General features: G+C 61.6%; 22 protein-coding genes. 3 read left to right on the forward strand and 19 right to left on the reverse strand.

Annotated features, from left to right (window positions below; all coding sequences use genetic code 11):
* Position 1: 1 nt before the first annotated feature.
* The 16 genes from rnc to AC1RBA_RS06540 all read right to left on the reverse strand — a co-directional run bounded on the left by rnc (position 2) and on the right by AC1RBA_RS06540 (position 14,567).
* Positions 2-817: a ribonuclease III gene (rnc, locus tag AC1RBA_RS06465; protein WP_070223860.1), complete on the reverse strand. Its 816-nt coding sequence runs from the start codon at positions 815-817 to the stop codon at positions 2-4.
* Positions 818-909: 92 nt separating this feature from the next.
* The gene (gene lepB, locus AC1RBA_RS06470) at positions 910-1,830 is read right to left on the reverse strand and encodes a signal peptidase I (RefSeq protein WP_070288654.1); all 921 of its coding nucleotides are present in this window, start codon (positions 1,828-1,830) and stop codon (positions 910-912) included.
* A gap of 3 nt (positions 1,831-1,833) precedes the next feature.
* Positions 1,834-3,624, reverse strand: coding sequence for a translation elongation factor 4 (lepA, locus tag AC1RBA_RS06475; RefSeq protein WP_034749621.1), 1,791 nt, complete (start codon positions 3,622-3,624; stop codon positions 1,834-1,836).
* Between the two features lie 317 nt (positions 3,625-3,941).
* Positions 3,942-4,187: a glutaredoxin family protein gene (locus tag AC1RBA_RS06480; protein ID WP_070223866.1), complete on the reverse strand. Its 246-nt coding sequence runs from the start codon at positions 4,185-4,187 to the stop codon at positions 3,942-3,944.
* Positions 4,188-4,241: 54 nt separating this feature from the next.
* A complete protein-coding gene (locus AC1RBA_RS06485) occupies positions 4,242-5,738 on the reverse strand; it encodes a DegQ family serine endoprotease (protein ID WP_492403057.1) in 1,497 nt (498 codons plus the stop codon).
* Positions 5,739-5,972: 234 nt separating this feature from the next.
* Entirely contained in the window at positions 5,973-6,296 is a 324-nt protein-coding gene (locus AC1RBA_RS06490; RefSeq protein ID WP_070288657.1) for a sigma-E factor negative regulatory protein, read from the reverse strand.
* Between the two features lie 72 nt (positions 6,297-6,368).
* Positions 6,369-6,992, reverse strand: a complete 624-nt coding sequence (rpoE, locus tag AC1RBA_RS06495; RefSeq protein WP_070223871.1) for an RNA polymerase sigma factor RpoE — start codon at positions 6,990-6,992, stop codon at positions 6,369-6,371.
* A 66-nt stretch (positions 6,993-7,058) separates the two neighbouring features.
* On the reverse strand, positions 7,059-7,589 hold the full coding sequence (locus AC1RBA_RS06500) for a hypothetical protein (protein WP_492417306.1): 531 nt from the start codon (positions 7,587-7,589) through the stop codon (positions 7,059-7,061).
* Positions 7,590-7,710: 121 nt separating this feature from the next.
* On the reverse strand, positions 7,711-8,961 hold the full coding sequence (gene fabF / locus AC1RBA_RS06505; protein ID WP_070223875.1) for a beta-ketoacyl-ACP synthase II: 1,251 nt from the start codon (positions 8,959-8,961) through the stop codon (positions 7,711-7,713).
* 29 nt (positions 8,962-8,990) lie between these two features.
* On the reverse strand, positions 8,991-9,230 hold the full coding sequence (gene acpP / locus AC1RBA_RS06510) for an acyl carrier protein (protein ID WP_008449912.1): 240 nt from the start codon (positions 9,228-9,230) through the stop codon (positions 8,991-8,993).
* 178 nt (positions 9,231-9,408) lie between these two features.
* Complete coding sequence (gene fabG / locus AC1RBA_RS06515) at positions 9,409-10,152, reverse strand: 3-oxoacyl-ACP reductase FabG (RefSeq protein WP_034749638.1); 744 nt, start codon at positions 10,150-10,152, stop codon at positions 9,409-9,411.
* Between the two features lie 49 nt (positions 10,153-10,201).
* The gene (fabD, locus tag AC1RBA_RS06520; RefSeq protein WP_070223879.1) at positions 10,202-11,143 is read right to left on the reverse strand and encodes an ACP S-malonyltransferase; all 942 of its coding nucleotides are present in this window, start codon (positions 11,141-11,143) and stop codon (positions 10,202-10,204) included.
* 137 nt (positions 11,144-11,280) lie between these two features.
* Positions 11,281-12,279, reverse strand: a complete 999-nt coding sequence (locus AC1RBA_RS06525; protein WP_492417309.1) for a beta-ketoacyl-ACP synthase III — start codon at positions 12,277-12,279, stop codon at positions 11,281-11,283.
* 15 nt (positions 12,280-12,294) lie between these two features.
* On the reverse strand, positions 12,295-13,362 hold the full coding sequence (plsX, locus tag AC1RBA_RS06530) for a phosphate acyltransferase PlsX (RefSeq protein ID WP_035820253.1): 1,068 nt from the start codon (positions 13,360-13,362) through the stop codon (positions 12,295-12,297).
* Between the two features lie 210 nt (positions 13,363-13,572).
* Entirely contained in the window at positions 13,573-13,755 is a 183-nt protein-coding gene (rpmF, locus tag AC1RBA_RS06535; RefSeq protein ID WP_034749653.1) for a 50S ribosomal protein L32, read from the reverse strand.
* Positions 13,756-14,069: 314 nt separating this feature from the next.
* A complete protein-coding gene (locus AC1RBA_RS06540; RefSeq protein ID WP_070311438.1) occupies positions 14,070-14,567 on the reverse strand; it encodes a YceD family protein in 498 nt (165 codons plus the stop codon).
* Positions 14,568-14,790: 223 nt separating this feature from the next.
* Between AC1RBA_RS06540 and AC1RBA_RS06545 the strand changes: the two genes are divergently transcribed.
* Together AC1RBA_RS06545 and AC1RBA_RS06550 are read left to right on the forward strand one after the other, a co-directional pair.
* Positions 14,791-15,399: a Maf-like protein gene (locus tag AC1RBA_RS06545; RefSeq protein WP_070288805.1), complete on the forward strand. Its 609-nt coding sequence runs from the start codon at positions 14,791-14,793 to the stop codon at positions 15,397-15,399.
* 130 nt (positions 15,400-15,529) lie between these two features.
* On the forward strand, positions 15,530-16,279 hold the full coding sequence (locus tag AC1RBA_RS06550; protein WP_070223890.1) for an SAM-dependent methyltransferase: 750 nt from the start codon (positions 15,530-15,532) through the stop codon (positions 16,277-16,279).
* Between the two features lie 73 nt (positions 16,280-16,352).
* On the opposite strand, the gene AC1RBA_RS06555 is transcribed toward AC1RBA_RS06550, so the two are convergent.
* The gene (locus AC1RBA_RS06555) at positions 16,353-17,270 is read right to left on the reverse strand and encodes a 23S rRNA (adenine(2030)-N(6))-methyltransferase RlmJ (RefSeq protein ID WP_070288661.1); all 918 of its coding nucleotides are present in this window, start codon (positions 17,268-17,270) and stop codon (positions 16,353-16,355) included.
* A gap of 277 nt (positions 17,271-17,547) precedes the next feature.
* Between AC1RBA_RS06555 and AC1RBA_RS06560 the strand changes: the two genes are divergently transcribed.
* Positions 17,548-17,976, forward strand: a complete 429-nt coding sequence (locus AC1RBA_RS06560) for a thioredoxin family protein (protein ID WP_492417311.1) — start codon at positions 17,548-17,550, stop codon at positions 17,974-17,976.
* A 6-nt stretch (positions 17,977-17,982) separates the two neighbouring features.
* Here AC1RBA_RS06560 and AC1RBA_RS06565 read toward each other — a convergent pair whose 3' ends face one another.
* Positions 17,983-20,256 carry a xanthine dehydrogenase family protein molybdopterin-binding subunit gene (locus AC1RBA_RS06565; RefSeq protein ID WP_492417313.1) on the reverse strand — a complete coding sequence of 758 codons (2,274 nt, stop codon included), beginning with the start codon at positions 20,254-20,256 and terminating at the stop codon, positions 17,983-17,985.
* Positions 20,257-20,266: 10 nt separating this feature from the next.
* Positions 20,267-23,392: a bifunctional diguanylate cyclase/phosphodiesterase gene (locus AC1RBA_RS06570; RefSeq protein ID WP_409028268.1), complete on the reverse strand. Its 3,126-nt coding sequence runs from the start codon at positions 23,390-23,392 to the stop codon at positions 20,267-20,269.
* Between the last annotated feature and the right edge of the window lie 74 nt (positions 23,393-23,466).

The raw sequence follows: 23,466 nt of genomic DNA on the forward strand, positions 1-23,466 counted from the left end.
GCTAGTGTCGATTCTGTTTAGTGTGAGCGGCGATCGCCGGGGCAGCCGGGGCTGGCGCGTCGTCGCTCTGGATGGTGGCAATGCCGGCCAGCTTGAGCTGGGCGGCGCGCGGTTTGGGCTTGCGGCTGGCGGCAGGCGATTTCAACAGCGCCTGCTCGGCCACGTCCAGCGCCAGTTTGGCGGCGGCTTGCTCACCGGCGCGGCGGCTTCCGCCACGGCCGTAAACCTGGATGTTCAATTTCGGCACCAGGCATTCGATCTCGAATTCCTGGCTGTGGGCGGCGCCATGGGTAGCCACCACGTTGTACTGTGGCAGCGAAATTTTCTTGCTTTGCAAAAACTCCTGCAGCAGGGTCTTGGCATCCTTGCCCAGGGTTTGCGGATCGACCGAGTCGAGGATGGGAATGTAGAAGGCGCGGATCACCGTGCTGGCGGCATCAAAACCCGTGTCGAGGAAGATGGCGCCCAGCAAGGCTTCCAGCGTGTCGGCGAGGATCGATGGACGGCGGAAGCCGCCCGATTTGAGCTCGCCTTCGCCCAGGCGCAAAAATTGCGACAATTCCAGCTTTTGCGCGATTTCATACAGCGACTGCTGCTTGACCAGGTTGGCACGCAGGCGCGACAGGTCGCCTTCGTCGATGGTCTTGAAACGTTCGTACAGGATGGAAGCGACCACGCAGTTGAGGATGGAGTCGCCGAGGAATTCCAGCCGCTCGTTATGCAAACTGCTGTGGCTACGGTGCGTCAAGGCTTGCTGCAACAGGCCAGCATCCTGGAACGTATAGCCTAAACGGGTTTGCAATAGCTGAAGATTCATTGTTGTTTCTGTGTCATCTGAGTAATTCGGCTGGCCGCCGCGCGGGGAGTCGGCGCGGCAGCCATGGTTGGTCCATTACAGACCAGGCCGGCTTAGTGTATGCCGCCCACGCGTTTCGGATTGCTGAAGTTCATCCACACCAGGAAAGCCTTGCCGACGATATTCTCGTTCGGCACGAAACCCCAGTAGCGGCTGTCCGCGCTATTGTCGCGGTTATCGCCCATCATGAAGTAATTGCCTTGTGGCACCACACACGTGAAGCCGTCTTCGTTGTAGTTGCACGCCTCCTTGTGCGGGAAATCCTTCACTTCGCGCAAGTTCAACGTGGGAGCGGGCTCGTCGTTGAGGATGCGGTGGCTCACGCCCGTCAGGTTTTCTTCCAGCTGCTTGTGGTAGACCGTGCTTTCGTCATCGAGGTAGTCGTCCAGCGGGGTGTACGCCACTTCCTTGCCGTTGACCGTCAAGCGCTTGTTTTCATAGGTGATTTTATCACCGGGCACCCCGATCACGCGCTTGATATAGTCTTGCGACATATCTTTCGGATACTTGAACACCATCACGTCGCCGCGCTGCGGATCATTGACTTCAATGATGCGCTTGTTGACGATCGGCAAACGAATGCCATAGGTGAACTTGTTTACCAGGATCAAATCGCCGACCAGCAAGGTCGGCACCATCGAGCTCGACGGGATCTTGAACGGCTCGTACAGGAACGAACGCAGGCAAAACACGAGGGCGATGACGGGAAAGAAGCTGCCCGAATACTCGACCCAGGTCGGCTGGCGCAACAGATCTGCCTCGATGGCGGCGCGGCGGCTGCTGCTACCATCGGACTTGATGCCTTCAGCCAACGACTTCGCTTGACGCTCATCGAACTCGGCCAGGGCACGGTCGGCCGCCTTGCGGCGCTGCTTGGACAGATAAAACACATCCAGGCACCAGACCAGGCCCGTCAACACCATCAGCACGAACAGGATTAAAGCGAAATTTCCTAAAATCACTTGCAGGTTCATTGATTAACCATCCACTTGTAAAATTGCCAGGAATGCCTCTTGCGGGATCTCCACGGAACCCACTTGCTTCATGCGTTTCTTGCCCGCCTTTTGTTTTTCCAGCAATTTTTTCTTGCGGCTGATGTCGCCGCCGTAGCACTTGGCCAGGACGTTCTTGCGCAAGGCTTTTACGTTCTCGCGCGAAATGATGTTCGCGCCGATGGTCGCCTGGATGGCCACGTCGAACATCTGGCGCGGAATCAGTTCGCGCATCTTGGCAGCCACCTGGCGGCCACGGTACTGGCTGTTCGAACGGTGAACGATGATGGCCAGCGCATCGACTTTTTCGCTGTTGATCAGCATGTCGACCTTGACCACGTCGGCCGCGCGGTATTCCTTGAACTCGTAATCCATCGAGGCATAGCCGCGCGACGTCGATTTCAGGCGGTCGAAGAAGTCCAGCACGATCTCGGCCATCGGCATTTCATACACGAGCTTGACCTGGCGGCCGTGGTAGCTCATGTCCATCTGGATGCCGCGCTTGCCGATACACAGGGTGATCACGGAGCCCACGTATTCCTGCGGCATGTACAGATTGACCGTGACGATAGGCTCGCGCACTTCCTCGATGCGCGACGGATCGGGCATCTTCGACGGGTTGTCGACGTTGATCATGGTGCCGTCGCGCTGGATCACTTCGTACACGACGGTTGGCGCCGTGGTGATCAGGTCCATGTCGAATTCGCGTTCGAGACGCTCCTGCACGATTTCCATGTGCAGCAAGCCCAGGAAGCCGCAGCGGAAGCCGAAGCCCAGCGCCTGTGACACTTCCGGCTCGTACATCAGGGCCGCATCGTTCAGTTTCAGCTTTTCCAGCGAGTCGCGCAGCGCGTCGTACTGGTTCGCTTCCACGGGGAACAGGCCGGCGAACACTTGCGGCTGCACTTCCTTGAAGCCAGGCAATGGCGCGGCGGCAGGACGGTTGGCCAGAGTGACGGTATCGCCCACTTTCGCCGCTTTCAATTCCTTGATGCCGGCAATGATGAAGCCCACCTGGCCTGCCGACAACTGCGGCAAGGATTGCGAACGGGGCGAAAACACGCCGATGTCTTCCACCAGCTGCACCGAATCGGTGGCCATCAGGCGGATCTTGTCTTTCGGTTTCAGGGTACCGTTGATCACGCGTACCAGCATGACCACGCCCACATAGGCGTCATACCAGGAGTCGACGATCAGCGCCTGCAGCGGCGCATCGGGGTCGCCCTTCGGTGGCGGCACCTTGACGATCAGCTGCTCGAGCACGTCCAGCACGCCGAAGCCCGTCTTGGCCGAGCAATGCACGGCGTCGCCCGCGTCGATGCCGATCACGTCTTCGATCTCGGCAATCGCGCTCGGCGGATCCGCGTTCGGCAAATCGATCTTGTTCAGGACGGGCACCACTTCCACGCCCAGGTCCAGCGCCGTGTAGCAGTTGGCGACCGTTTGCGCTTCCACGCCTTGCGATGCATCCACCACCAGCAGCGCGCCTTCGCACGCCGACAGCGAGCGCGACACTTCATAGCTGAAGTCGACGTGGCCGGGCGTATCGATCAGGTTCAGGTTGTAGATCTGGCCATCGCGCGCCTTGTAGTGCAGGGCCGCCGTTTGCGCCTTGATGGTAATGCCGCGCTCGCGCTCCAGATCCATCGAATCGAGCACCTGCGCCTCCATCTCGCGGTCGGACAAGCCGCCGCACAATTGAATGATGCGGTCAGCCAGGGTCGATTTACCGTGGTCAATATGGGCGATGATGGAGAAGTTGCGTATGTTGTTCATTAACTAATATAAGTGCGAAGTTGACGACACTGCTTTAACAGGAATCAGGGGGATCATGTCCGGGCCAAACAGGGCCAAAACCAGGCGCCCCACTCATGATGAAAAAAGCGCTCCGAGCAGGACATCTGCATGCCCAGGCGAGCGCTTTTGAAGCGACAGAAGCTGCTGCCTCGGACAGTAGCTTTTTCGACCTCCCCATTTTACCGGATTTCAGAGTAGAAAGCCCGTCTTATGAGGCCGGCACCGGGGCAAGCCGACATTTTCGGCTGTTTTCAGCACCAGAATGGTGCAATGCAGTGTCAATATTGACAGTTAAACTACATCAGGCAGCGCCGCACGGCCGCCTCGTCGAGAAAATAATGGCAGAGCTCGGGCTGCGCCAGGTCGCCGAACAGCACCGGCACCAGCTCGTCGAAACGGGCCAGCAGCGAGGCGTCGGGCGAGGCGTCGATGTCGATCACGTCCACCGTGAACGGTTTGCCGGGCGGCTGCAGCAGGAGCAAGGCGTCGAGCATGTCCTGGCAAAGGTGGCAATAACTGCGGGAATAGAGCGTGAAGTGCATGGAAAAGAGAAAAAGGCATCCCGGCCACAGCCGGGATGCAGGTGAATCAGAACCTTACTTCGCCGACGGGCGCAGCGAAACGAATTGCGCTACGTCGCCACGGCGCACCAGCACGGCCGACGTCTTTTTCGGATCGAGCTTGGCCACGAGGGCGTTGAACTGCTTGGCGTCTTTCACGGCAACGTTATTCAGCTGCAAGATCACGTCGCCAGGCTGCAGGCCGGCCAGAGCCGCCACGCCATCGGCCTCGTCAACCTGCACGCCGGCGTCGATCTTCAATTCCTGCTTCTTGGCGGCCGGCACGTCGCTGACCTTCAGCCCCAGTGCATTGACGGCTTGCGCTTCCGGCTCCCTGGCGCCCTTCTTCGCCGTTTTCTCGCTTTCCAGTTCGACGACGGTGACGGGAATGTCCTGCTGCGCACCCTTGCGCCAGACGGTGAGCGTGGACTTGCCGTTGACGGGAGCGCCGCCCACCAGACGCGGCAGGTCCGACGAACGCTCGATCGGCGCGCCGTTGAATTTCAGGATGATGTCACCCGGCTTGATGCCCGCCTTGTCGGCCGGACCGCCCGGCTCCACCATCGACACTTGCGCGCCCTTGGCATTCGGCAAGCCCAGCGATCCCGCCACGTCCTTGCTCACTTCGCCGATCTGCACACCGATGCGGCCGCGCACGACCTTGCCCGTCTTTTTCAGCTGCTCGCCCACGCGCATGGCTTCATCGATGGGCACGGCAAATGAAATGCCGTTGTAGGCGCCGGACAGGGTGGCGATCTGCGAATTGATGCCGATCACTTCGCCGCGCATATTGATCAGGGGACCGCCCGAGTTGCCGGGATTGACGGCAACATCGCTCTGGATCAGCGGCAGGTAGTCGCCCGTGTCGCGCGACTTGGCGGAAATAATGCCGGCCGTCACCGTGTTTTCCAGGTTGAACGGCGAGCCGATGGCGATCACCCATTCGCCCACGCGGATCTTGTTCGAATCGCCGATAGTCAGGCGCGGCAGGTTGCCGCCCTCGATTTTCAGCAGGGCCACGTCGGTGCGCGCATCGGCGCCGATCACCTTGGCCTTGAATTCGCGCTTGTCCGTCAGCGTCACGTAGACCTCGTCGGCGCCATCGACCACGTGGGCATTGCTCAGCACGTAGCCATCGGCCGAGATGATGAAGCCGGAACCGACACCGCGCTGCACTTCCTGTTCCTGCGGCACGGCGCGGCGGCCGCCACGCGGCGCCTGCTGGCGCGGCGTCGGCATGGCGCCGCCGAAGAAGCGGCGCAGGAATTCCTGCATTTCCTGCTCATCCTGACTGCCGGCGCCGGCGCCGCCCATTCTCAGGCGTTCGGTGGTGCGGATATTCACCACGGCCGGGCCCACGGCGTCGACCAGGTCCGAGAAATCAGGCAGTTTCACTGCCGGCACGGCGGCCTGCGCCTGTGGCGCCAGGCCCAGCATGGTGGGAGCCAGAAACACGCCAGCGGTACCGAACAATAAGGCGGAAAGCGTCTTTACTGAAAACGACTTGCTGGCGGCACACATGTTTTTTTTCATGGAAAGGATCTCTTCGAATATATAAACGGATCAAAACGCGAATCAGGCGATTGCCTGCGTGCACGATTGGCCGTCATGACGGCGTCCCCGGGGCAAACCCATCCGGTAGCGCGCATGGCAGCAACAATATATCGCAAAAGCAAGATATTGCCTGCACACAGTGTCAATCGTACCGAAGGCCAGTGTCAAGAGGGCGACAGGAACGTTAAGCCTGGCATAAGATGGCGAAACGCCCTAGCGCTGCGCCAGCGGCCCCGCCTCCAGCGGCTCGGCTGCGCCCGGCGGCACGATGGCGGCGGACAGGGGCAGCAGCGGTTCCGCATGGGCAGGCGCCGACTCGGCGGCCAGGCGGCTGGCCAGGCGTGCATCGAACTGGGCGCTCAGTGCATGGCCGCACTGCTCCGAGCGCAGCACGTCACCAATATGGCGATAGACATTCCAGGCTTGCCTCCCCTCATCCGTGTCGAGGGCGGCAAAAGCCAGTTCGAGTTCGCTCGCCGCCAGTTCGCCATCGGCCAGGGCGGAAATAGTCTCGTGCAATCGTGTGTGCGTATCCATGATGGGTCCTGCCATTTCAAGAGGATCGGTGCGAAAACCGGGCGCAGCCATGCCAACCTCATACTCTTCAGATTACCAGCGCTTGTCAATTGGCATGTCCAGCAACGGTTTCAATTTTTCCGCAATCACTTCGCGCGCGCGAAAAATCCGGCTGCGCACGGTGCCGATGGGGCACGCCATGATCTCCGATATTTCTTCATAGCTCAGGCCCTCGATCTCGCGCAGCACGATGGCAGTGCGCAATTCGATGGGCAGCACATCCATGGCCGCATTGACGGTGGCCGCAATCTGCTTGCTCGCCAGCACCGATTCCGGTGTATTGTTGTCACGCAATTTATTGCCATCATCGAAGGACTCGGCCTGCTCGGCGTCGGCATCGCTGGACGTGGCGGCGCGCCTCCCCTGCGTGACGAGATAATTCTTGGCCGTATTGATGCCGATGCGGTACAGCCAGGTATAAAAGGCGGCATCGCCGCGAAAATGGCGCAGCGCCCGGTATGCCTTGATAAAGGTTTCCTGCACCACATCTTCGGCCTCCGCCGGGTCGTGCACCAGGCGCGACACGAGGCGCATCAAGCGGCGCTGGTATTTCGATACCAGCACATCGAATGCCCTTTTGTCGCCAGCCTGCACCCGCTCGACCAGTAACTGATCATACTCGCGCTCTGTCCTCACGCCCAATGTCCCTGTAGTCATGCAGCGTGGGCGCCTGTATGGATATAGAGTTGGCCCGCTGCAAGAAGTTCAGTGTTCGCCCCACTTTTATTCGTCCCCACTCCGCGCCGCAATGGCCCGGCACGCCACGGCCAGCGGGCGGAAGGCGGAGCAGCCGCCGCCGCGCTGCACCAGCACCTGCGTGCGCCGCCCCGCAGCATCGGCCAGGCACAGCACCAGCAGCGACGGCCACAGGGTCGAGCCCGGCAACAGGCGCAGTCCTGACGGCGGCGACGGCCCCGGGCCGGGCGGCGCCGCCACCCCGCCGGCATCCGCCCCTGGCGCTCCGCCATGCTCCAGATATACCGCCAGCCGCAATTGGCCAACCGGCGAAATATCAAGCGTCTGCGGCTTTCTGCGCCTGCGCAGCAAAGCGAGCAACAACACGCCGCCAGCCGTGCTCAGCAACGCACCGGGCCAGCCCAGCGCATAGCCGCCCACCAGTTGGCCAGGCACCGCCGCAGCGCGCCACGCACCGCTCAGGGGCCAGGCGGCCAGCAAGGCGCACAGTCCCAGCACCGCTTGCAACAGACGCAAACAGACAGGCGTGCGAATGACAGCCGCTACTGCGATTGACATACTTCATGGGAAAAAAAAGGCGCGCCGGCAACATGCCGGGCAAATTCAGGCGCCAACGAACGTTGGCGCCGAATCAGCGCTCACTACGATTTGACCGTAGCGAGCGCTTGAAAGTTCCTGCTTATTTCGCTTTACCGAAAATCAGTGTGCCATTCGTGCCGCCGAAGCCGAACGAATTCTTCACTGCATAATCGATCTTCATATCCCGCGCCGTGTTGGCACAGAAATCGAGATCGCAAGCCGGATCCTGGTTGAAGATGTTGATGGTCGGTGGCGACACCTGATGGTGCAATGCCAGGACCGTAAACACCGCTTCCAGACCGCCCGCGCCGCCCAGCAAATGGCCCGTCATCGACTTGGTCGAGTTGACAACCAGATTCTTGGCGTGCTCGCCGAAGGTGCGTTTGATGCCCATCACTTCCGCCACGTCGCCTTGCGGGGTCGACGTGCCGTGCGCGTTCAGGTACTGAATCTGATCCGCGTTCAAGCCGGCGTTATTGAGGGCCGCGATCACCGATTTGCTGCCGCCGCTGCCATCTTCCAGCGGCGAGGTCATGTGATAAGCATCTGCGCTCATCCCGAAACCATGCACTTCGGCATAGATCTTGGCACCACGGGCCACCGCGTGCTCGTAGTCTTCCAGCACCATGACGCCAGCGCCCTCGCCCAGCACGAAGCCGTCGCGGTCGGTATCCCACGGACGCGATGCCGTTGCCGGATCGTCGTTGCGGGTCGACAAGGCGCGCGCCGAGGCGAAACCGCCCAGGCCCAGCGGCGACACGGTCGATTCAGCGCCACCGGCGATCATGACGTCGGCATCGCCGTACTCGATCATGCGCGCTGCGGCACCGATGCTGTGCAAACCGGTGGTACACGCCGTCACGATCGCCAGATTCGGGCCCTTCAGACCATATTTGATCGAAAGGTTGCCAGAGATCATGTTAATGATCGAGGCAGGCACGAAAAAGGGCGAGATACGGCGCGGACCGCGCTTTTCGTACTCGGACTTGGTTTCCTCGATCAGCGGCAAGCCGCCGATACCGGAACCGATGATCACGCCGATGCGCTCGGCGTTTTCTTCGGTCACTTCCAGGCCGGAGTCCTGCATCGCCTGGATGCCGGCAGCCATGCCGTAATGGATAAAGGTATCCATGTGGCGTGCTTCCTTACCGGAGATATACTCTTCGATATTGAAGCCTTTGACTTCACCGGCAAAATGCGTGGTGAATGGCTGTGCATCAAACTTGGTAATCGTGGCAATGCCGGATTTACCTTCAATGATTGCGCCCCACGCCTCGGCAATAGTATTGCCGACAGGTGAAACGCAGCCCAGGCCGGTGACAACAACACGACGGTTTTTAGAACGGCTCAAGCGATTCTCCTGAAGTCGGTCAGACAGGCTTAGGCCTTGACGTGTGCGGTGGCGTAGTCGATCGCCTGTTGCACGGTGGTGATTTTTTCAGCTTGTTCGTCAGGGATTTCCATTTCGAATTCGTCTTCCAGGGCCATGACCAGTTCCACGGTGTCCAGGGAATCGGCGCCGAGATCGTCGACGAAGGAGGATTCGATTTTGATGTCTGCTTCTGCAACGCCCAGTTGCTCAGCGACGATTTTCTTAACGCGTTGTTCGATATCCGACATGTTATGGCTCCAAAGTGTGTGTTACGGAAAGTGCGCGCATTTTATCAGGTTTGCGCGTCCGAATACTAATTTCGGTGTCTGCTGCTAATTCGACCGAAGCTGCTGCTAAAAGATGCGATTATAGACAAAAACGGCCATTGAATGATGCCACAAACGCCCGCCCCGTCTAGCTTTCACATCAATTCATGTACATACCGCCGTTCACGTGCAGGGTGGTGCCCGTGATGTAGGCCGCTTGCGGCGAGGCCAAAAAGGCCACCGCCGCCGCCACGTCTTCCGGTTTGCCCAGGCGGGACAGGGGAATTTGCGTCAACAGGGCCGCGTGCTGCTCTTCGCTCAGGGCCTTGGTCATGTCGGTATCGATGAAGCCAGGGGCGATGCAGTTCACGGTAATGTTGCGGCTGCCGATTTCGCGCGCCAAGGCGCGGCTCATGCCTTCCACGCCGGCCTTGGCCGCCGCGTAATTCATTTGCCCCGGATTGCCCGACGACGCCACCACCGACGTGATATTAATGATACGCCCAGTTTTGGCTTTCATCATGCCGCGCAGTACGGCGCGCGACAGGCGGCCGACGGCCGACAGGTTCGTGGAAATCACGCTGTCCCACTCTTCATCCTTCATGCGCATGGCCAGCTGGTCTTGCGTAATGCCCGCATTGTTGACGAGGATGGACAGGCTGCCGTAGGTTTTCTGCACTTCATCGACGACGGCCGCGCAGCGCGCCGCATCGGTCACGTTCAGGACCAGACCCTTGCCCGTGACGCCTTCGGCGGCCAGGTAATCGGTGATCGCTTGCGCACCGCTTTCCGAGGTGGCGGTGCCAACCACGGTAGCACCCTGTTTGCCCAGTTCGGTGGCGATGGCGCGGCCGATGCCGCGCGAGGCGCCCGTGACCAGCACGACTTGATTTGCTAAATTCATGAGTATCCTTAAAAGCAAGCGCGGCAGGCAGGCTGCCGCGATCTGATGTTTATTTGAGCTGCGTCAAAATGCGTTCCAACGAAGCCTGATCGACGATGGCGTCGCCCACCAGCACGGGATCGATGCGCTTGGCCAGTCCCATCAGGACCTTGCCCGGGCCGCATTCGATCACTTGCGTGATGCCGTCTGCCGCCACTTTTTGCATGGTTTCCACCCAGCGCACGGGACTGGCTGCCTGGCGCACGAGCGCATCCTTGATGCCGGCGACGTCGTTGACGATGGCCACGTCGACGTTGTTGATCAGGGCGATCTGCGGCGCGGCGAACGTCAGGCCGGCCATGTACTCGCGCAGGCGGTCCGATGCCGGTTTCAGCAGCGACGAGTGGAATGGCGCGGAAACGGGCAGCTTCATGGCGCGTTTGGCGCCCTTGGCCTTGGCCAGTTCGCAGGCACGCTCGACGGCCGCCGTGTGGCCGGCGATGACGACTTGCGCAGGCGCATTGAAATTGACGGGCTCGACCACCAGGGCCGGGTTTTCCGCCGCCGCTTCCGCACAGGCGGCGCGCACGTCGTCGTCCGACAGACCCAGCACGACAGCCATCGTGCCCTGCCCGACCGGTACGGCTTCCTGCATGGCTTGCGCGCGGAAACGCACGAGCGGCACGGCATCCTTGAACGAGATCACGCCGGCGGCGACCAGCGCCGAATATTCACCGAGGCTGTGGCCGGCCACGACCGTCGGCACGGGGCCGCCGGCCGCCAGCCAGGCGCGGTAGAAGGCCACGGCCGCCGTCAGCATCACCGGTTGCGTATTGGTGGTCAGGTCCAGCTCTTCCTTCGGACCTTCGGCGATCAGCTTGCCCAGGTCGCATTGCAGGGCGTCCGACGCTTCGGCGACGGTTTGCGCAACCACGGGGTTGCCGGCGAAACCATCGAGCATCGCAATCGCTTGCGAGCCTTGGCCTGGGAAAACAAATGCAAATTGTGTCATGTCGACTCCGTTTTTTTACTATTTAGAGAATCAGAGACCCAAAGGCAACTGCTGGGGTACGTCCCTGCGGGATCGGAATGCATTCCATTGGAATGTATTCCCCCGACGGGTCGGACCCCAAAGTCAGCCTTCAGCTATCACATCCTTGCCAGCACGGCGCCCCAGGTAAAGCCGCCGCCCACGCCTTCCATCATGACGTTGTCGCCCTTCTTGACCCGGCCGTCGCGCACGGCGATGTCGAGCGCCAGCGGGATCGAGGCGGCCGAAGTGTTGCCATGCTGGTCGACGGTGACGACCATCTTGTCCAGCGGCAAGCCGAGTTTCTTCGCCGTGCTGTTCATGATGCGGATATTTGCCTGGTGCGGGATCAGCCAGTCGATCTGGTCCGACGTCATGTTGGCGTGTTCGAGGGCTTCGTGCGCGACCTTTTCCAGCACGGACACGGCCAGTTTGAAGACGGCGGGGCCATCCATGTACAGGAAGGCGCTGCCGTCCAGCGCGCCGCCAGCCAGGCTGCCCGGCACGCTGAGGATGTTCGAGTGGCGGCCGTCCGCGTGCAGCTTGGTGGCCAGAATGCCAGGGTCTTTCGACGCCGTCATGACGATGGCGCCGGCGCCGTCGCCGAACAGCACGCAAGTGCCGCGATCGTCGAAATTGAGGATGCGCGAAAACACTTCGGCGCCGATCACCAGCACGTTTTTATGCATGCCCGACTGAATAAAACTGTCGGCCGTGGCCACCGCATACACGAAACCGCTGCAGACGGCTTGCACGTCGACGGCGGCGCAATTGTTCGTGATGCCCAGCTTGTTTTGCACGATGCAGGCGGTGCTGGGGAAGCTGCCGAAGAAGTCGGGGGTCGAGCTGGCGACGATGATCAGGTCGAGGTCGTTGCCGTTCAGGCCAGCCATCTCCAGGGCCTTTTTGGCCGCTTCCACGCCCAGGTCCGAGGAATTTTGCGTTGGCGCCGCGTAATGGCGCGCCGAGATGCCGCTGCGCGACACGATCCATTCATCTGACGTCTCGATGCCCTTGGCGGCCAGCTGTTCGGTCAAGTCCTGGTTGGTGACGCGCTTCTCCGGCAGATAGCTGCCGGTACCGATAATTTTGCTGTAAGTTTTGCTAAAAACAGTCATGCAAGTACCCGTCCACTAAATGGTAGAGCTTGTTGATGTAGGTTCATCCGGAACTGGCGTGCGCGGCATCAACTCGGCGATCAGGCTGGCCAAGTGCGCTTGCACGTCATTTTTTGCCGCATCAAAGGCGCGGCGCAAGGCCCATTCGAAGGAATAAGCATCGGCGCTGCCATGGCTCTTGAAGACGAGGCCACGCAAGCCCAGCAGGCTGGCGCCGTTGTAACGCGAAGGATTCAAACGGTTGCCGATGGCTTTCAGGGCCCCGCGGGCGATCAGCGCGCCCAGCATGGTAATCGGATTGCGCTTGAATTCGGAAGTGAGCACGTCTTTCATGAAGCGCGCCAGGCCTTCGATGGCCTTCAGGGTCACGTTGCCGACGAAACCGTCGCAGACGACGATATCGGTCGTGCCCTTGAAGATATCGTTGCCTTCCACGTTGCCGTAGAAGTTCAGCGCGCCACGCTCGTGGTCGGCCTGCAGCAGCTTCGAGGTGAGTTTCACCACTTCATTGCCCTTGATATCTTCCGTGCCCACGTTCAGCAAGCCGATCGTCGGGCGTTCGATACCCTCCATGGCGGACACGAGCACGGAGCCCATAATGGCGAACTGGTGCAAGTGATGCGGTTCGCAATCGACGTTGGCGCCCAGGTCCAGCATGTAGGTCGGGCCGTTCTTTTGATTCGGCAAGATGCTGCAGATGGCCGGGCGGTCGACGCCGGACATGGTTTTCAATACGTAGCGCGACACGGCCATCAGGGCTGCCGTATTACCGGCGGAAACGGAGGCTTGCGCCACACCGCTCTTGACCTGTTCGATGGCCACGCGCATGGAGGAATCCTTCTTGCGGCGCAGGGCCACTTCCAGGGGATCGTCCATGGTAACTTGTTCGGAGGCATGCAATACCGACAGGCGCGGATGCGTGTCGGCTTTATGTTTCTTCAGTTCGGCACGAATCACGTCTTCCAATCCAACAAGGATCAGTTCGGCTTCAGGCTCATGTTTTACGAAGGAAATTGCTGCGGGGATAGTGACTGAGGGACCGTGATCTCCGCCCATGCAGTCGATAGAAATTTTGATTGTCATTTGTGTTGATTCAATACCGCTGCGGGCGTGCGGCAAGATGTGAATCGGACTGGAGCATATGCAGGGCGCAGCATGTCATGCACAGGCCTGGACAGCGTGATTCAAAATGACGGGTGTGCAAGATGAATTGCAGCCGATAAAAAAGAAGAAGCGGCGCCACGCCGAATAACCACGCAACACCGCTTTCATCTTACCCAACAAAAACGTCGATTACTCGTCGTTTTTGGTCTTCAACACTTTACGGCCACGATAGAAGCCGTTAGGGCTGATATGGTGACGCATGTGTGTTTCGCCGGTAACTGGCTCGACGCTCAATTGCGGCGCGACCAGGAAGTCGTGCGAACGGTGCATGCCGCGCTTGGAAGGGGTTTTCTTGTTCTGTTGAACTGCCATGATGACTCCTAATACATAAGTTCTAAAATTTTAGCACAATCGATTGGCAAATACATGCGAATCGAGTATCCCAGCGGCAAAGACTACCCGAAAATAGCCCGGACCGACATCGTTTATTACAATTACATTTCACTACACTTGCCATACTCGATTACTACACGCGTTTGACACGTTCTTTACAGGAAGCATCAAAAACCTACTGCGCTTCCCGCTATCGCCTCGGCGTTGCTCAGCGTACCTTCGTACGCTTGCGCTACTCAAGACGATATCGGGCCGCTCGCTACGGTTTTTTAAGGCTTCCTTTCTTACACTACTTATTCTGGCTTCAAGTCTTTCAGTGCCGCGAACGGCGACTTCTTTTCAGTCTTGAGAGCATCGAGCTGCGCCGTATCGGGGCAGACGTCGTGTTTGGGTACCTGCGGCAGGGCCAGCAAGGCTTCATCTTCGATCAGGGCCGCGGCATCCATGCTGCGGCTGCCGACGATCACGTCGATCGATTCATCGTTGATGATTTCTTCGATCTCGTCCGCGTGCTCGTCATCCTTGCCCAGCATCAGAGTGGTCGTCGAATCAATTGCGTAAGCATACGGAGTCAGGCAGCGCTGGCAAACCAGCTGAACGGTGCCGTTGACCGACAAGGTCAGTTGTGGGTAGCCCAGCTTGCTGGTGCCGCCGACGATCTTCCAGGCGATCTCGCCGGAATTATCTGCACAATCCTTGGTCAACCGGGTCATTTCAGCGACAGGAGTTACACCCTCGCGGCTCCCGCTGATACGACAAAAATCAAAGGCGTCGATCACAAAAGCATTCATTGGTAGAAAATTTCCCCGGAAAACCTGCGATAATAACAGGGTTTTTAGCACGGAGTCAAAGGCTAAGCATCTTTTTTGACGCAATCATTGCCATCAACATGACAACTTCATCAACACCGTCATGCCGCATGGAGCCTCAGTTATGGGCTCTGCGCCCTGGAATTTGCGTGAAATCCCACTGACATCGACCTGCGCGGCCATGCCGGCCGCCATCCACTACCGAATGATACCAACTTCCGCCCCATTGCGCTTGATTCTTGCATCGAGCTCGACCTACCGCAAGGAATTGCTGCAACGCCTGCGCCTGCCTTTTGAGGTGGCCGTGCCCGATCTCGACGAAAGCCCCCTGCCAGGCGAAAGCCCCAGCGCCACGGCCTTGCGCCTGGCGCAGGCCAAGGCACAGGCCGTGCTCGACCGCTATCCTGGCAGTCTCGTCATCGGCTCCGACCAGGTCGCCACCCTGGACGGCGCGCAGATCGGCAAGCCCGGCAACCATGACTATGCCCTGCGCCAACTGCAAACCATGCGCGGGCGCCAGACCGTGTTCCACACGGCCCTGTGCCTGCTCGATGGCCGCCAGACGCCGGCAGTGGCGCAGGTGGAAGATATCCAGACCCTCGTCACCGTGCGCGACTTGCCCGACGCGGAACTGGACGCCTACCTGCGCATCGAGCAGCCGTACGACTGCGCCGGCAGCGCCAAGAACGAAGGCCTGGGCATCGCCCTGCTCGAACGCATCGACAGCACCGACCCGACCGCCCTCACCGGCTTGCCGCTGATCGCCCTCACCGGCATGCTGCGCAAGGCGGGCGTGGCGTTTTTTAAAATTTAAAATACCCCTAACGGCAACATCTGGGGTCAGACCCGACGGGGGAGTGCGCTCCAATGGAGCACACTCCGATCCCGAAGGGACTGCCCCCGGCAGTTTGACGTTGGGGTACTAACATGACTGACTAAAATCCATGACCGGCACCCTGTACCTGATCCCCAACCACCTCGGCCTGTCCGATGGCGCCATCGACCCGCTGGCCCGTATCATTCCCGAGCAGGTGCGGCAGATCACCTCGCAACTCGATTATTTCGTCGCGGAAAACGCCAAGACGGCGCGCGCCTTCCTGAAATTGATCGGCAACCAGCATCCGCTGGCCAAGCCGCTGCAGGAAATCACGATTTCCGAACTCAACGTCAATACCCCGGCGCAAGCGCTGGCCGGCTTGCTGGCACCGCTGCTGGCGGGACGCGATGCGGGCCTCGTGTCGGAGGCGGGCGTGCCCGCCGTGGCCGACCCCGGCGCCGACCTGGTACGCCTGGCGCATCAGCACGGCATTAAAGTGCGTCCGCTGGTGGGCCCGTCGTCGATCCTGCTGGCCGTGATGGCCAGCGGCTTGAACGGCCAGAGCTTCGCCTTCAACGGCTACCTGCCCACGGACGCGGCCCTGCGCGCCAAGCGCATCAAGGAACTGGAAAGCCGTTCGCGCAATGAAAAGCAAACTCAGCTGTTCATCGAAACGCCCTACCGCAACGCCGCCATGCTCGAAGCCCTCGTGGCGCAATGCGCGCCGTCTACCCTGATCTGCGTCGCCACCGACCTGAGCCTGGACTCGGAAAACGTGCAGACGTGGAATGGCGGACAGTGGAAGAAACAATTGGCCGCCGGCAAGGCACCTGACTTCCACAAGAAACCCACCGTGTTCTTGCTGCTGGGACAGTAATTCCTCGCCAGCCAATAAAAAACGCCACGGTCGACTGCACCGTGGCGTTTGTATTACCTCACTACGACAGTCACTATACGCGGCGCGTGCCCGTATTTTTCTGTCCGCCCTTGCCCGTTTCCAGCACGAACTTGGCGCCATCGTCGCGGCCCAATACCTTCACCAGGTACGGCATGACTTCGCGCAACATCGGCTCCAAGGTGTACGGCGGGTTCAGGATGAACATGCCGCTGCTGTGCAGGCCGAAGCCGTCCGGCGACGGCGTGTTGACGGTCAGGGTCACGTGCAGCCAGTCCGAGCTGGGCAATTGCTTGAGCTTGTCGGCGAACTGGCGCGATTCCATGCGCTGCAGCACCGGGTACCAGACGGCGTAGATGCCGGACGGGAAGCGCACGAGGGCGTCGGCCAGGGTGTCCTTGACCTTGCGGTAATCCATCTTGTCTTCGTATGGCGGGTCGATCAGCACCAGCGCGCGGCGCGATGGCGGCGGCAGCAGGGCTTTCAGGCTCTGGAAACCGTCCGCCTTGGTGATGAGCACGCGCTTGCCGCGCACGGTCGGACGCTCGCCCTGGGCCAGCGCATGCGCCTCGACCTTGCGGAAGTTGTCAGCCAGAATCTTGGCATCGGCAGGATGCAGTTCGAACAGGCGCAGACGGTCTTGCTCGCGGCTGACCTTGTCGGCGCAGTACGGCGAACCCGGGTAGTAGCGCATCTTGCCGCTCGGATTCATTTCCTTGATCAGCTTCATGTACTCGGCCAGCGAGGCCGGCCAGTCCGTACGGTCCCACAGGGGCGCGATGCCCGTTTCGTACTCGGCATTTTTCGAGGCATAACCGCCGTCGAGCGCATACACGCCCGCGCCGGAATGGGTATCGATATAACTATAGGCGGTATCTTTTTGATTCAGGTATTGCAATAACTGAATCTGCACATAATGTTTCAACACATCGGCGTGATTACCCGCGTGAAAGGCGTGGCGGTAACTCAACATAAGCTGGCTAATTCCATAATAAAAATAAACAAAGGCGGGAGCGCTGACACCGGGCAGGGCATGAAAACAGACTGGAGGGGGTCAGGCTGCGGGGCCAGGAAACAGCATGGACCAGCGTAATCAGCGCGCAATTATCAGCATTATCCACCAGAAAGGTGTATTGCATCAAAAAACACCCATAAACAAGCTCATGCATTCTCGGGACTGAGGGGGCCGGGCGCGGTAGAATACGCGCATCGGGCGCCCGCGCCCATCCGCCTACTGATCTGATACGACCATGCACAGCCTGACCCTCACGACCGATAACCGCGCCGACGTCGCGGCAGCCCTGGCCGGCCCGCGCTGGACGGTGGCCTGCCTGTGCGCGCTGTGGTGCGGCACTTGCGGCAGCTACCGCGCCACGTTCGAGGAACTGGCCGCGCGCCATCCGGACACCGTCTTCGTCTGGATCGACATCGAAGACCAGGCCGACGTGGTGGGCGACCTCGACATCGACAACTTCCCCACCTTGCTGATCCAGCGCGAGGATAACGTGGCCTTCTTCGGCACCGTGCTGCCCGACGGCGGCCTGGCGCACCGCATGGTGCAGGCGCAGCAGGCGCTCAGCGCCGAGGAACTGGCGGCGCTGGCCACCAGCACGCAGGAACGGCGCGACTGGCAGCGCGACTGCAATCTGCGCCATTTACTGGCTACCACGCTGGCCTGATCCGCATCAAGCCAGGCGCAGCGGCAAGCTGCGCAGGCGTTTGCCCGTCAGACTGAACACGGCGTTGGCCACGGCCGGCGCGATCGGCGGCGTGCCCGGTTCGCCCACGCCTTCCGGATGCTCGGCGCTGGCGATGATGATGGTTTCAACCTCGGGCGTTTGCCCCATGCGCAGCACCGGATAGTCGTGGAAGTTGCCTTGCTCGACCTTCCCTTCCTGGAACGTGATCTCGCCGCCCAGCGCCGCCGACAGGCCGAACAGCACGGCTGACTCCATCTGCTGGGCGATGATGTTCGGATTGACGGCGATGCCGCAATCAATGGCGCACACGACGCGCTGCACGCGGATCTCGCCGTTTTCCACGGACACTTGCGCCACTTGCGCGACGATGCTGCCGAACGACTGGTGCAGGGCCACGCCATGCGCATGGCCGGGCGGAGCACTGCCCGCCCTGGCGACGGCCGCATCGAGCACGGCCAGGTGGCGCGGATGCTGCGTCAGCATGGCGCGGCGGAAGGCGATGCCATCCTGCCCCGCCGCATGCGCGAGTTCGTCGATAAAGCTTTCCTTGAAGAATGCATTATGCGAATGCCCGACGGAGCGCCAGTAGCCGACCGGCACGGCACTGTCGGCGATCACGTGGGCGATGCGCTGGTTGGCGATTTCATACGGCATGTCGAATTCGCCTTCCGCCGTGGTCTTGTCCGGCCCCGCGCCGGGCAGGCCGAAATTACGCTGCAGGTACTGGTGCGTGATGGAGCCGCTGACGGATTTATTGTCCCAGGAAGCGATGCGGCCATGCTCGTCGAGCCGGGCCGCAAAGCGGGCCAGCGCGGCGGGACGGTACATATCGTGCCTGGTGTCCTGTTCGCGCGTCCACACCAGCTGCACGGGCGCGCCATCGCACTGCAGCGCGATGGCCACGGCCTGCGCCACCATGTCCACTTCCAGGCGGCGGCCGAAACCGCCGCCGAGCAGCAGCACTTCGATGCTGACATCCCGCGCATCGACGCCGGCCACTTTCGCCGCCACGTCGACGGCGATGCCGGGCGCCTGCGTCGACACCCACAGCATCACCTTGCCATTTTTCACCTGCGCGGTGCAGTTGACGGGTTCCATGGCGGCATGCGCGAGGAACGGCGCGCGGTATTCGGCCTTGACGCTGCGCAAGCCTTGCACGGCTTTACTTTCCACCTCGCCGCTGGCGTGGTAGGCATAACCGGCTTCGCTGTCCAGCAGGCGGGCAAATTCCGCATACACGCCGGTGCTGGACAAGTTCGCCTGCGGACCCGCCTTCCACTGCGTCGGCAAGGCGGCCGCCGCCTGTCTGGCGCGCCACCAGGTGTCGGCCACCACGGCCGCGCAAGACACGCTGCGCTGGGCCAGCTGCGGCGTCAGGTCCAGAACTTTCTTTACGCCGGGCATGGCCAGGATGGGCGCCGCATCGAACGCGGACAAGGTATCGCCCAGGCGCGGCGGCAGATGCAGGGCCGCGTACAGCATGCCGGGCGGACGCGCATCGATGCCGAAACGCGCGCTGCCGTTGACTTTGGACGGCGTGTCGCGGCGCGGCGCCGGCTGGCCGATCAGTTTGAAATCCTTGGGCAGTTTCAGCACGGGCGTGCCCGGATCGATGGCGGCGGCGCGCTGCGCCAGGCTGGCGTAGCTGGCGCGCCGGCCATCGGGGTGGAGCACGTCGCCATTTTCCGTGCGGCATTGCGCGGCCGGCACCTGCCACAACGCGGCGGCGGCTTGCAGCAGCATGGCGCGCGCGGACGCCCCCGCCTCGCGCATCGGACCCCAGCCATCCTTCACGCTCGACGAGCCGCCCGTGACGATTACGCCCAGTTCGCGCGCCGCCTTGGCCACCGTCCACTGGGCCAGCGCTTTGACGCGGCCCTGGTCATCGGGATGGAACGGCAGGCTATCCTTGAGCATGGCGACGTTGCCGAAGATTTTATCGTTCGGCGCCTGGATCAGCTTGACGCTGGCCAGCGGCACGTCGAGCTCCTCGGCCACCAGCATGGGCAAGGCCGTGTGCACGCCCTGCCCCATCTCGCTGCGCGGCATGGCCAGGGTCACCGTGCCATCCGTGCCTATGGCCAGCCAGCCGTTCAAGGCCACGGCGCCATCCTGGAGCGGCAGCGGCGCACTGCCATGCAGGCGCTGGCGCGGCGGCAGCACGCCCCATCCCAGTACCAGGGCGCCCACGCCGGCCACGCCGAGGCCGAGGCCGCCGAGCAGGAAACGACGGCGCGACGGGGAGGATTGTGCGGCCATGGGCTGTCCTTTATAGTAATGAGTGATCGATCCAGCGCTCCAGCATATCCTGTGCCAGCACCGGACGGCTATAAAAATAACCTTGCGCCAGCTTGCACCCATGGCGCAGCAGGAAGGCCGCCTGCTCTTCCGTCTCCACGCCTTCGGCGATCACCGACAATTGCATGCTCTTGCCCAGCTGGATGATCGCAATCGCAATCGCTTCGTCATTGACGTCCGTCGAGATATCCTTGATGAAGGAGCGGTCGATCTTCAAGGTCTGCACGGGCAGCTGTTTCAGATACGCGAGCGAGGAATAGCCGGTGCCGAAATCGTCGATGGCCAGGCCCACGCCGATGGCGTGCAAGTCGTTGATGAAACCGAGGGCGTCGCCCGTATTCATGATGACGGACTCCGTCACTTCCAGCTGCAGCCGCTGCGGCTCGAGACCCGTTTCCTGCAAGATGGCGGCCACCATGCCGGCGATGCTGCCCCGTTCGAACTGCTTGACGGACAGGTTGACGGCCATCTTCGGCACATGCAAGCCCTGCGCCTGCCAGCGCATCATCTGGCGGCACGCTTCGTCGAGCACCCATTTTCCCAACTGGTTGATGAAACCGCTGTCTTCGGCCAGCGGGATGAAACGCGCGGGCGGCACCAGGCCCAGTTCCGGGTGGTTCCAGCGCACCAGCGCCTCGACGCCGACCAGGCGGCCCGTGTCGATTTCCACCTGCGGCTGGTAATTGAGGAACATCTCGTTCTTCTCGATCGAGCGGCGCAAAAAGGTTTCCAGACGCAGCCGCTCGACGCCCTCGCCCGTCATCGACGGCGCATAGAAGCGGTAGCCGTTGCGCCCGCGCGCCTTGGCCTGGTACATGGCCACGTCAGCATTGCGTATCAGCATGTTCAAGTCCAGCGCATCGTCCGGATACAGGCTGATGCCCACGCTGCAGGTGACGAACAGTTCGTGGTCGGCCACCGTGAACGGCTGGTCGAACATGGTCATCAGCTTTTCCGCCACCTGCGTCGCGCCGTACTCGCCGTCGATACCCTCGAGCAGTACGATGAACTCGTCGCCGCCCAGGCGCGCCAGGGTGTCGCCTTCGCGCAGGCGGGCCGCCAGCTGGCCGGCCACCTTCTGCAGCAATTCGTCGCCCACGTGGTGGCCCAGGGTGTCGTTGACGTTCTTGAAGCGGTCGAGGTCGATGAACAGCACGGCCAGCTGCTCCTGGTCGCGCGCGGCGCGCAGCAGCGCGTGCTGCAGGCGGTCGTGGAACAGCAGGCGGTTCGGCAGCGCCGTCAGCGGATCGTGGTGGGCCATGTGGTCGAGCTTTTCCTGCGACTCCTTGACCAGCGTGATATCGCTGAACACGCCCACGTAATGCGTGGTGCCGGCGCGCGCGTCGCGCACGGCGCTGATGGTCAGCCACTCCAGATACAGCTCGCCGTTCTTGCGCTGGTGCCAGATCTCGCCGCGCCAGAAACCGCTGGCCTTCAATTCGTCCCACATGGCCTGGTAGAACGCAGAGTCGTGGCGCGCCGAGCGTGTCAGCGAGGAATGCTGGCCCACCGCTTCGGCTTCGGTATAGCCGGTGATCTGCGTGAAGGCGGGATTGACGGTGACGATGATGCCGCCCGCATCGACCACCATCACGCCGTCGGCGATATGTTCGAGCACGGTGGCCGACAAACGCAGCTTTTCCTCGGCTTCCTTGCGCGCCGTGATATCGGCATACACCCAGATGCTGCCCTCGTTGGGGCGCAGGGGATCGAGCGCGCAACCGCTGACCAGCGCCCAGAACAGGCTGCCGTCGCGGCGCTTGTACTGGCGCTCCTCGCTGAAATCGCCGCCCGCGGCCATTGCCGGATACTGGCGCTCACCCGCCTCCTCGAAGTCATATGAGGTCATGAACACGATGGCGGTGGAACTGCCCGTCATCTCGGCATGGCCGTAGCCGAACAGTTCCTCGCAGCGGCGGTTGACGGAAATGATGCGGCGGTGGCGCACGAACATCACGCCGAACATCACGTTGTCGAGGATCGCGCTCTGCTCCGTGAGCAGCGCCTCGATGCGCATCTCGTGGTGCTTGCGCTGGCTGATGTCGGCAATGATGCCGTCGATCCAGATGACGCCCTGCTCGCCCGCCTGCGGCTGGCCATTCTCGGCCACCCAGCGCTCGATGCCGAAAGCGTCGATGATGCGGTATTCGAGCGCATACGGCCGTTCGTCGGCCACCGCCTGGCGCACGGCGCGGCGGTGCTCGCGCCGGTCTTCCGGACAGATCAGGTCGGCCCAGGCATGCGTGGTGCCGCGCATGAACTGATGCGCCGAATAGCCGGCGATCTCTTCGATGGCATCGCTGACGAAGTCGATGGGGCCGTCGGGCCGGTAGCGGAAAACGGCACCCGGCACCTGCGTGACGATGGTGCGGAAACGCTCTTCGCGCTGCCCCACATCCTCGAACAGCTGGCCGATGGCCGCGCGCATTTGCTCGAGCTGGGCCGTCAGGCGACCCAGTTCATCATTGCTGTGCGACGTCAGCGGCGTGTCGAAATCGCCGTGCGACAGGCGGTCGGAAAAGCGCGTCAGGCGGCGCAGGGGCTTGAGCAGGCGGCGGTTCAGGAACAGCACGATCAGCGCCATCGACACGGCCAGCTGGGCGCCCAGCACGAAAATATAGGACATCTGCTTTTCGCGCAGCTCCTGCTGGCTGCGCGCGTCGTCCATCTCGACGACGATATGGCCGATGCGTTCGCCGCGCACGAGAATGTCGCGTTCGGCGCGGTACAGATTGCCCACGGGCCGCTGCGGCGCCTGCAGACGGATGAATTCCGTGTCGCCCTGCCCCAGCACCTTCACCAGCAGCACGGCGCGGTCGCGCATCACCGATTCGACCAGCGAATGGGCCGATTCCGCATTCATGTTCCACAGCGACTCCTGCATGCCCAGCGCCAGGATGTCGGCATTGCGCTGCAAGGCTTCGTTCAGGCTGGTCCGCGCCGACTGGCGCTCATGCACGCCGACCAGCACATAGCTGCCGAAAATGGCGGGCACGACCAGGCCGCCGAACACCACCAGCAGCAGGGCGCCATAGATCGATGAGCCGTACAGCACGCGCAGGCTGGCGCGCAGGCGCTGGTAAGGTGAATTAAACATGCGGCAACAGGGCAACAGGGATCAGGCGGGCGATCATCGAACTTTACAGGGGAATTCAGGTGACAAGGCGGGAA

The sequence above is a fragment of the Janthinobacterium sp. GW823-FHT03B06 genome (assembly GCF_058796955.1).

Bases quoted from the DNA above. Each gene is read 5' to 3' on its own strand.
- fabD (WP_070223879.1), bottom strand. From the start codon at position 11,143: ATGACACAATTTGCATTTGTTTTCCCAGGCCAAGGCTCGCAAGCGATT.
- AC1RBA_RS06555 (WP_070288661.1), bottom strand. From the start codon at position 17,270: ATGTTGAGTTACCGCCACGCCTTTCACGCGGGTAATCACGCCGATGTG.
- fabG (WP_034749638.1), bottom strand. From the start codon at position 10,152: ATGAATTTAGCAAATCAAGTCGTGCTGGTCACGGGCGCCTCGCGCGGC.
- lepB (WP_070288654.1), bottom strand. From the start codon at position 1,830: ATGAACCTGCAAGTGATTTTAGGAAATTTCGCTTTAATCCTGTTCGTG.
- lepA (WP_034749621.1), bottom strand. From the start codon at position 3,624: ATGAACAACATACGCAACTTCTCCATCATCGCCCATATTGACCACGGT.
- AC1RBA_RS06525 (WP_492417309.1), bottom strand. From the start codon at position 12,279: ATGACTGTTTTTAGCAAAACTTACAGCAAAATTATCGGTACCGGCAGC.
- AC1RBA_RS06565 (WP_492417313.1), bottom strand. From the start codon at position 20,256: ATGGCCGCACAATCCTCCCCGTCGCGCCGTCGTTTCCTGCTCGGCGGC.
- rpmF (WP_034749653.1), bottom strand. From the start codon at position 13,755: ATGGCAGTTCAACAGAACAAGAAAACCCCTTCCAAGCGCGGCATGCAC.
- AC1RBA_RS06560 (WP_492417311.1), top strand. From the start codon at position 17,548: ATGCACAGCCTGACCCTCACGACCGATAACCGCGCCGACGTCGCGGCA.
- plsX (WP_035820253.1), bottom strand. From the start codon at position 13,362: ATGACAATCAAAATTTCTATCGACTGCATGGGCGGAGATCACGGTCCC.
- AC1RBA_RS06540 (WP_070311438.1), bottom strand. From the start codon at position 14,567: ATGAATGCTTTTGTGATCGACGCCTTTGATTTTTGTCGTATCAGCGGG.
- AC1RBA_RS06490 (WP_070288657.1), bottom strand. From the start codon at position 6,296: ATGGATACGCACACACGATTGCACGAGACTATTTCCGCCCTGGCCGAT.
- AC1RBA_RS06570 (WP_409028268.1), bottom strand. From the start codon at position 23,392: ATGTTTAATTCACCTTACCAGCGCCTGCGCGCCAGCCTGCGCGTGCTG.
- AC1RBA_RS06485 (WP_492403057.1), bottom strand. From the start codon at position 5,738: ATGAAAAAAAACATGTGTGCCGCCAGCAAGTCGTTTTCAGTAAAGACG.
- AC1RBA_RS06550 (WP_070223890.1), top strand. From the start codon at position 15,530: ATGACCGGCACCCTGTACCTGATCCCCAACCACCTCGGCCTGTCCGAT.
- AC1RBA_RS06480 (WP_070223866.1), bottom strand. From the start codon at position 4,187: ATGCACTTCACGCTCTATTCCCGCAGTTATTGCCACCTTTGCCAGGAC.
- rnc (WP_070223860.1), bottom strand. From the start codon at position 817: ATGAATCTTCAGCTATTGCAAACCCGTTTAGGCTATACGTTCCAGGAT.
- acpP (WP_008449912.1), bottom strand. From the start codon at position 9,230: ATGTCGGATATCGAACAACGCGTTAAGAAAATCGTCGCTGAGCAACTG.
- AC1RBA_RS06545 (WP_070288805.1), top strand. From the start codon at position 14,791: ATGATACCAACTTCCGCCCCATTGCGCTTGATTCTTGCATCGAGCTCG.
- rpoE (WP_070223871.1), bottom strand. From the start codon at position 6,992: ATGACTACAGGGACATTGGGCGTGAGGACAGAGCGCGAGTATGATCAG.
- AC1RBA_RS06500 (WP_492417306.1), bottom strand. From the start codon at position 7,589: ATGTCAATCGCAGTAGCGGCTGTCATTCGCACGCCTGTCTGTTTGCGT.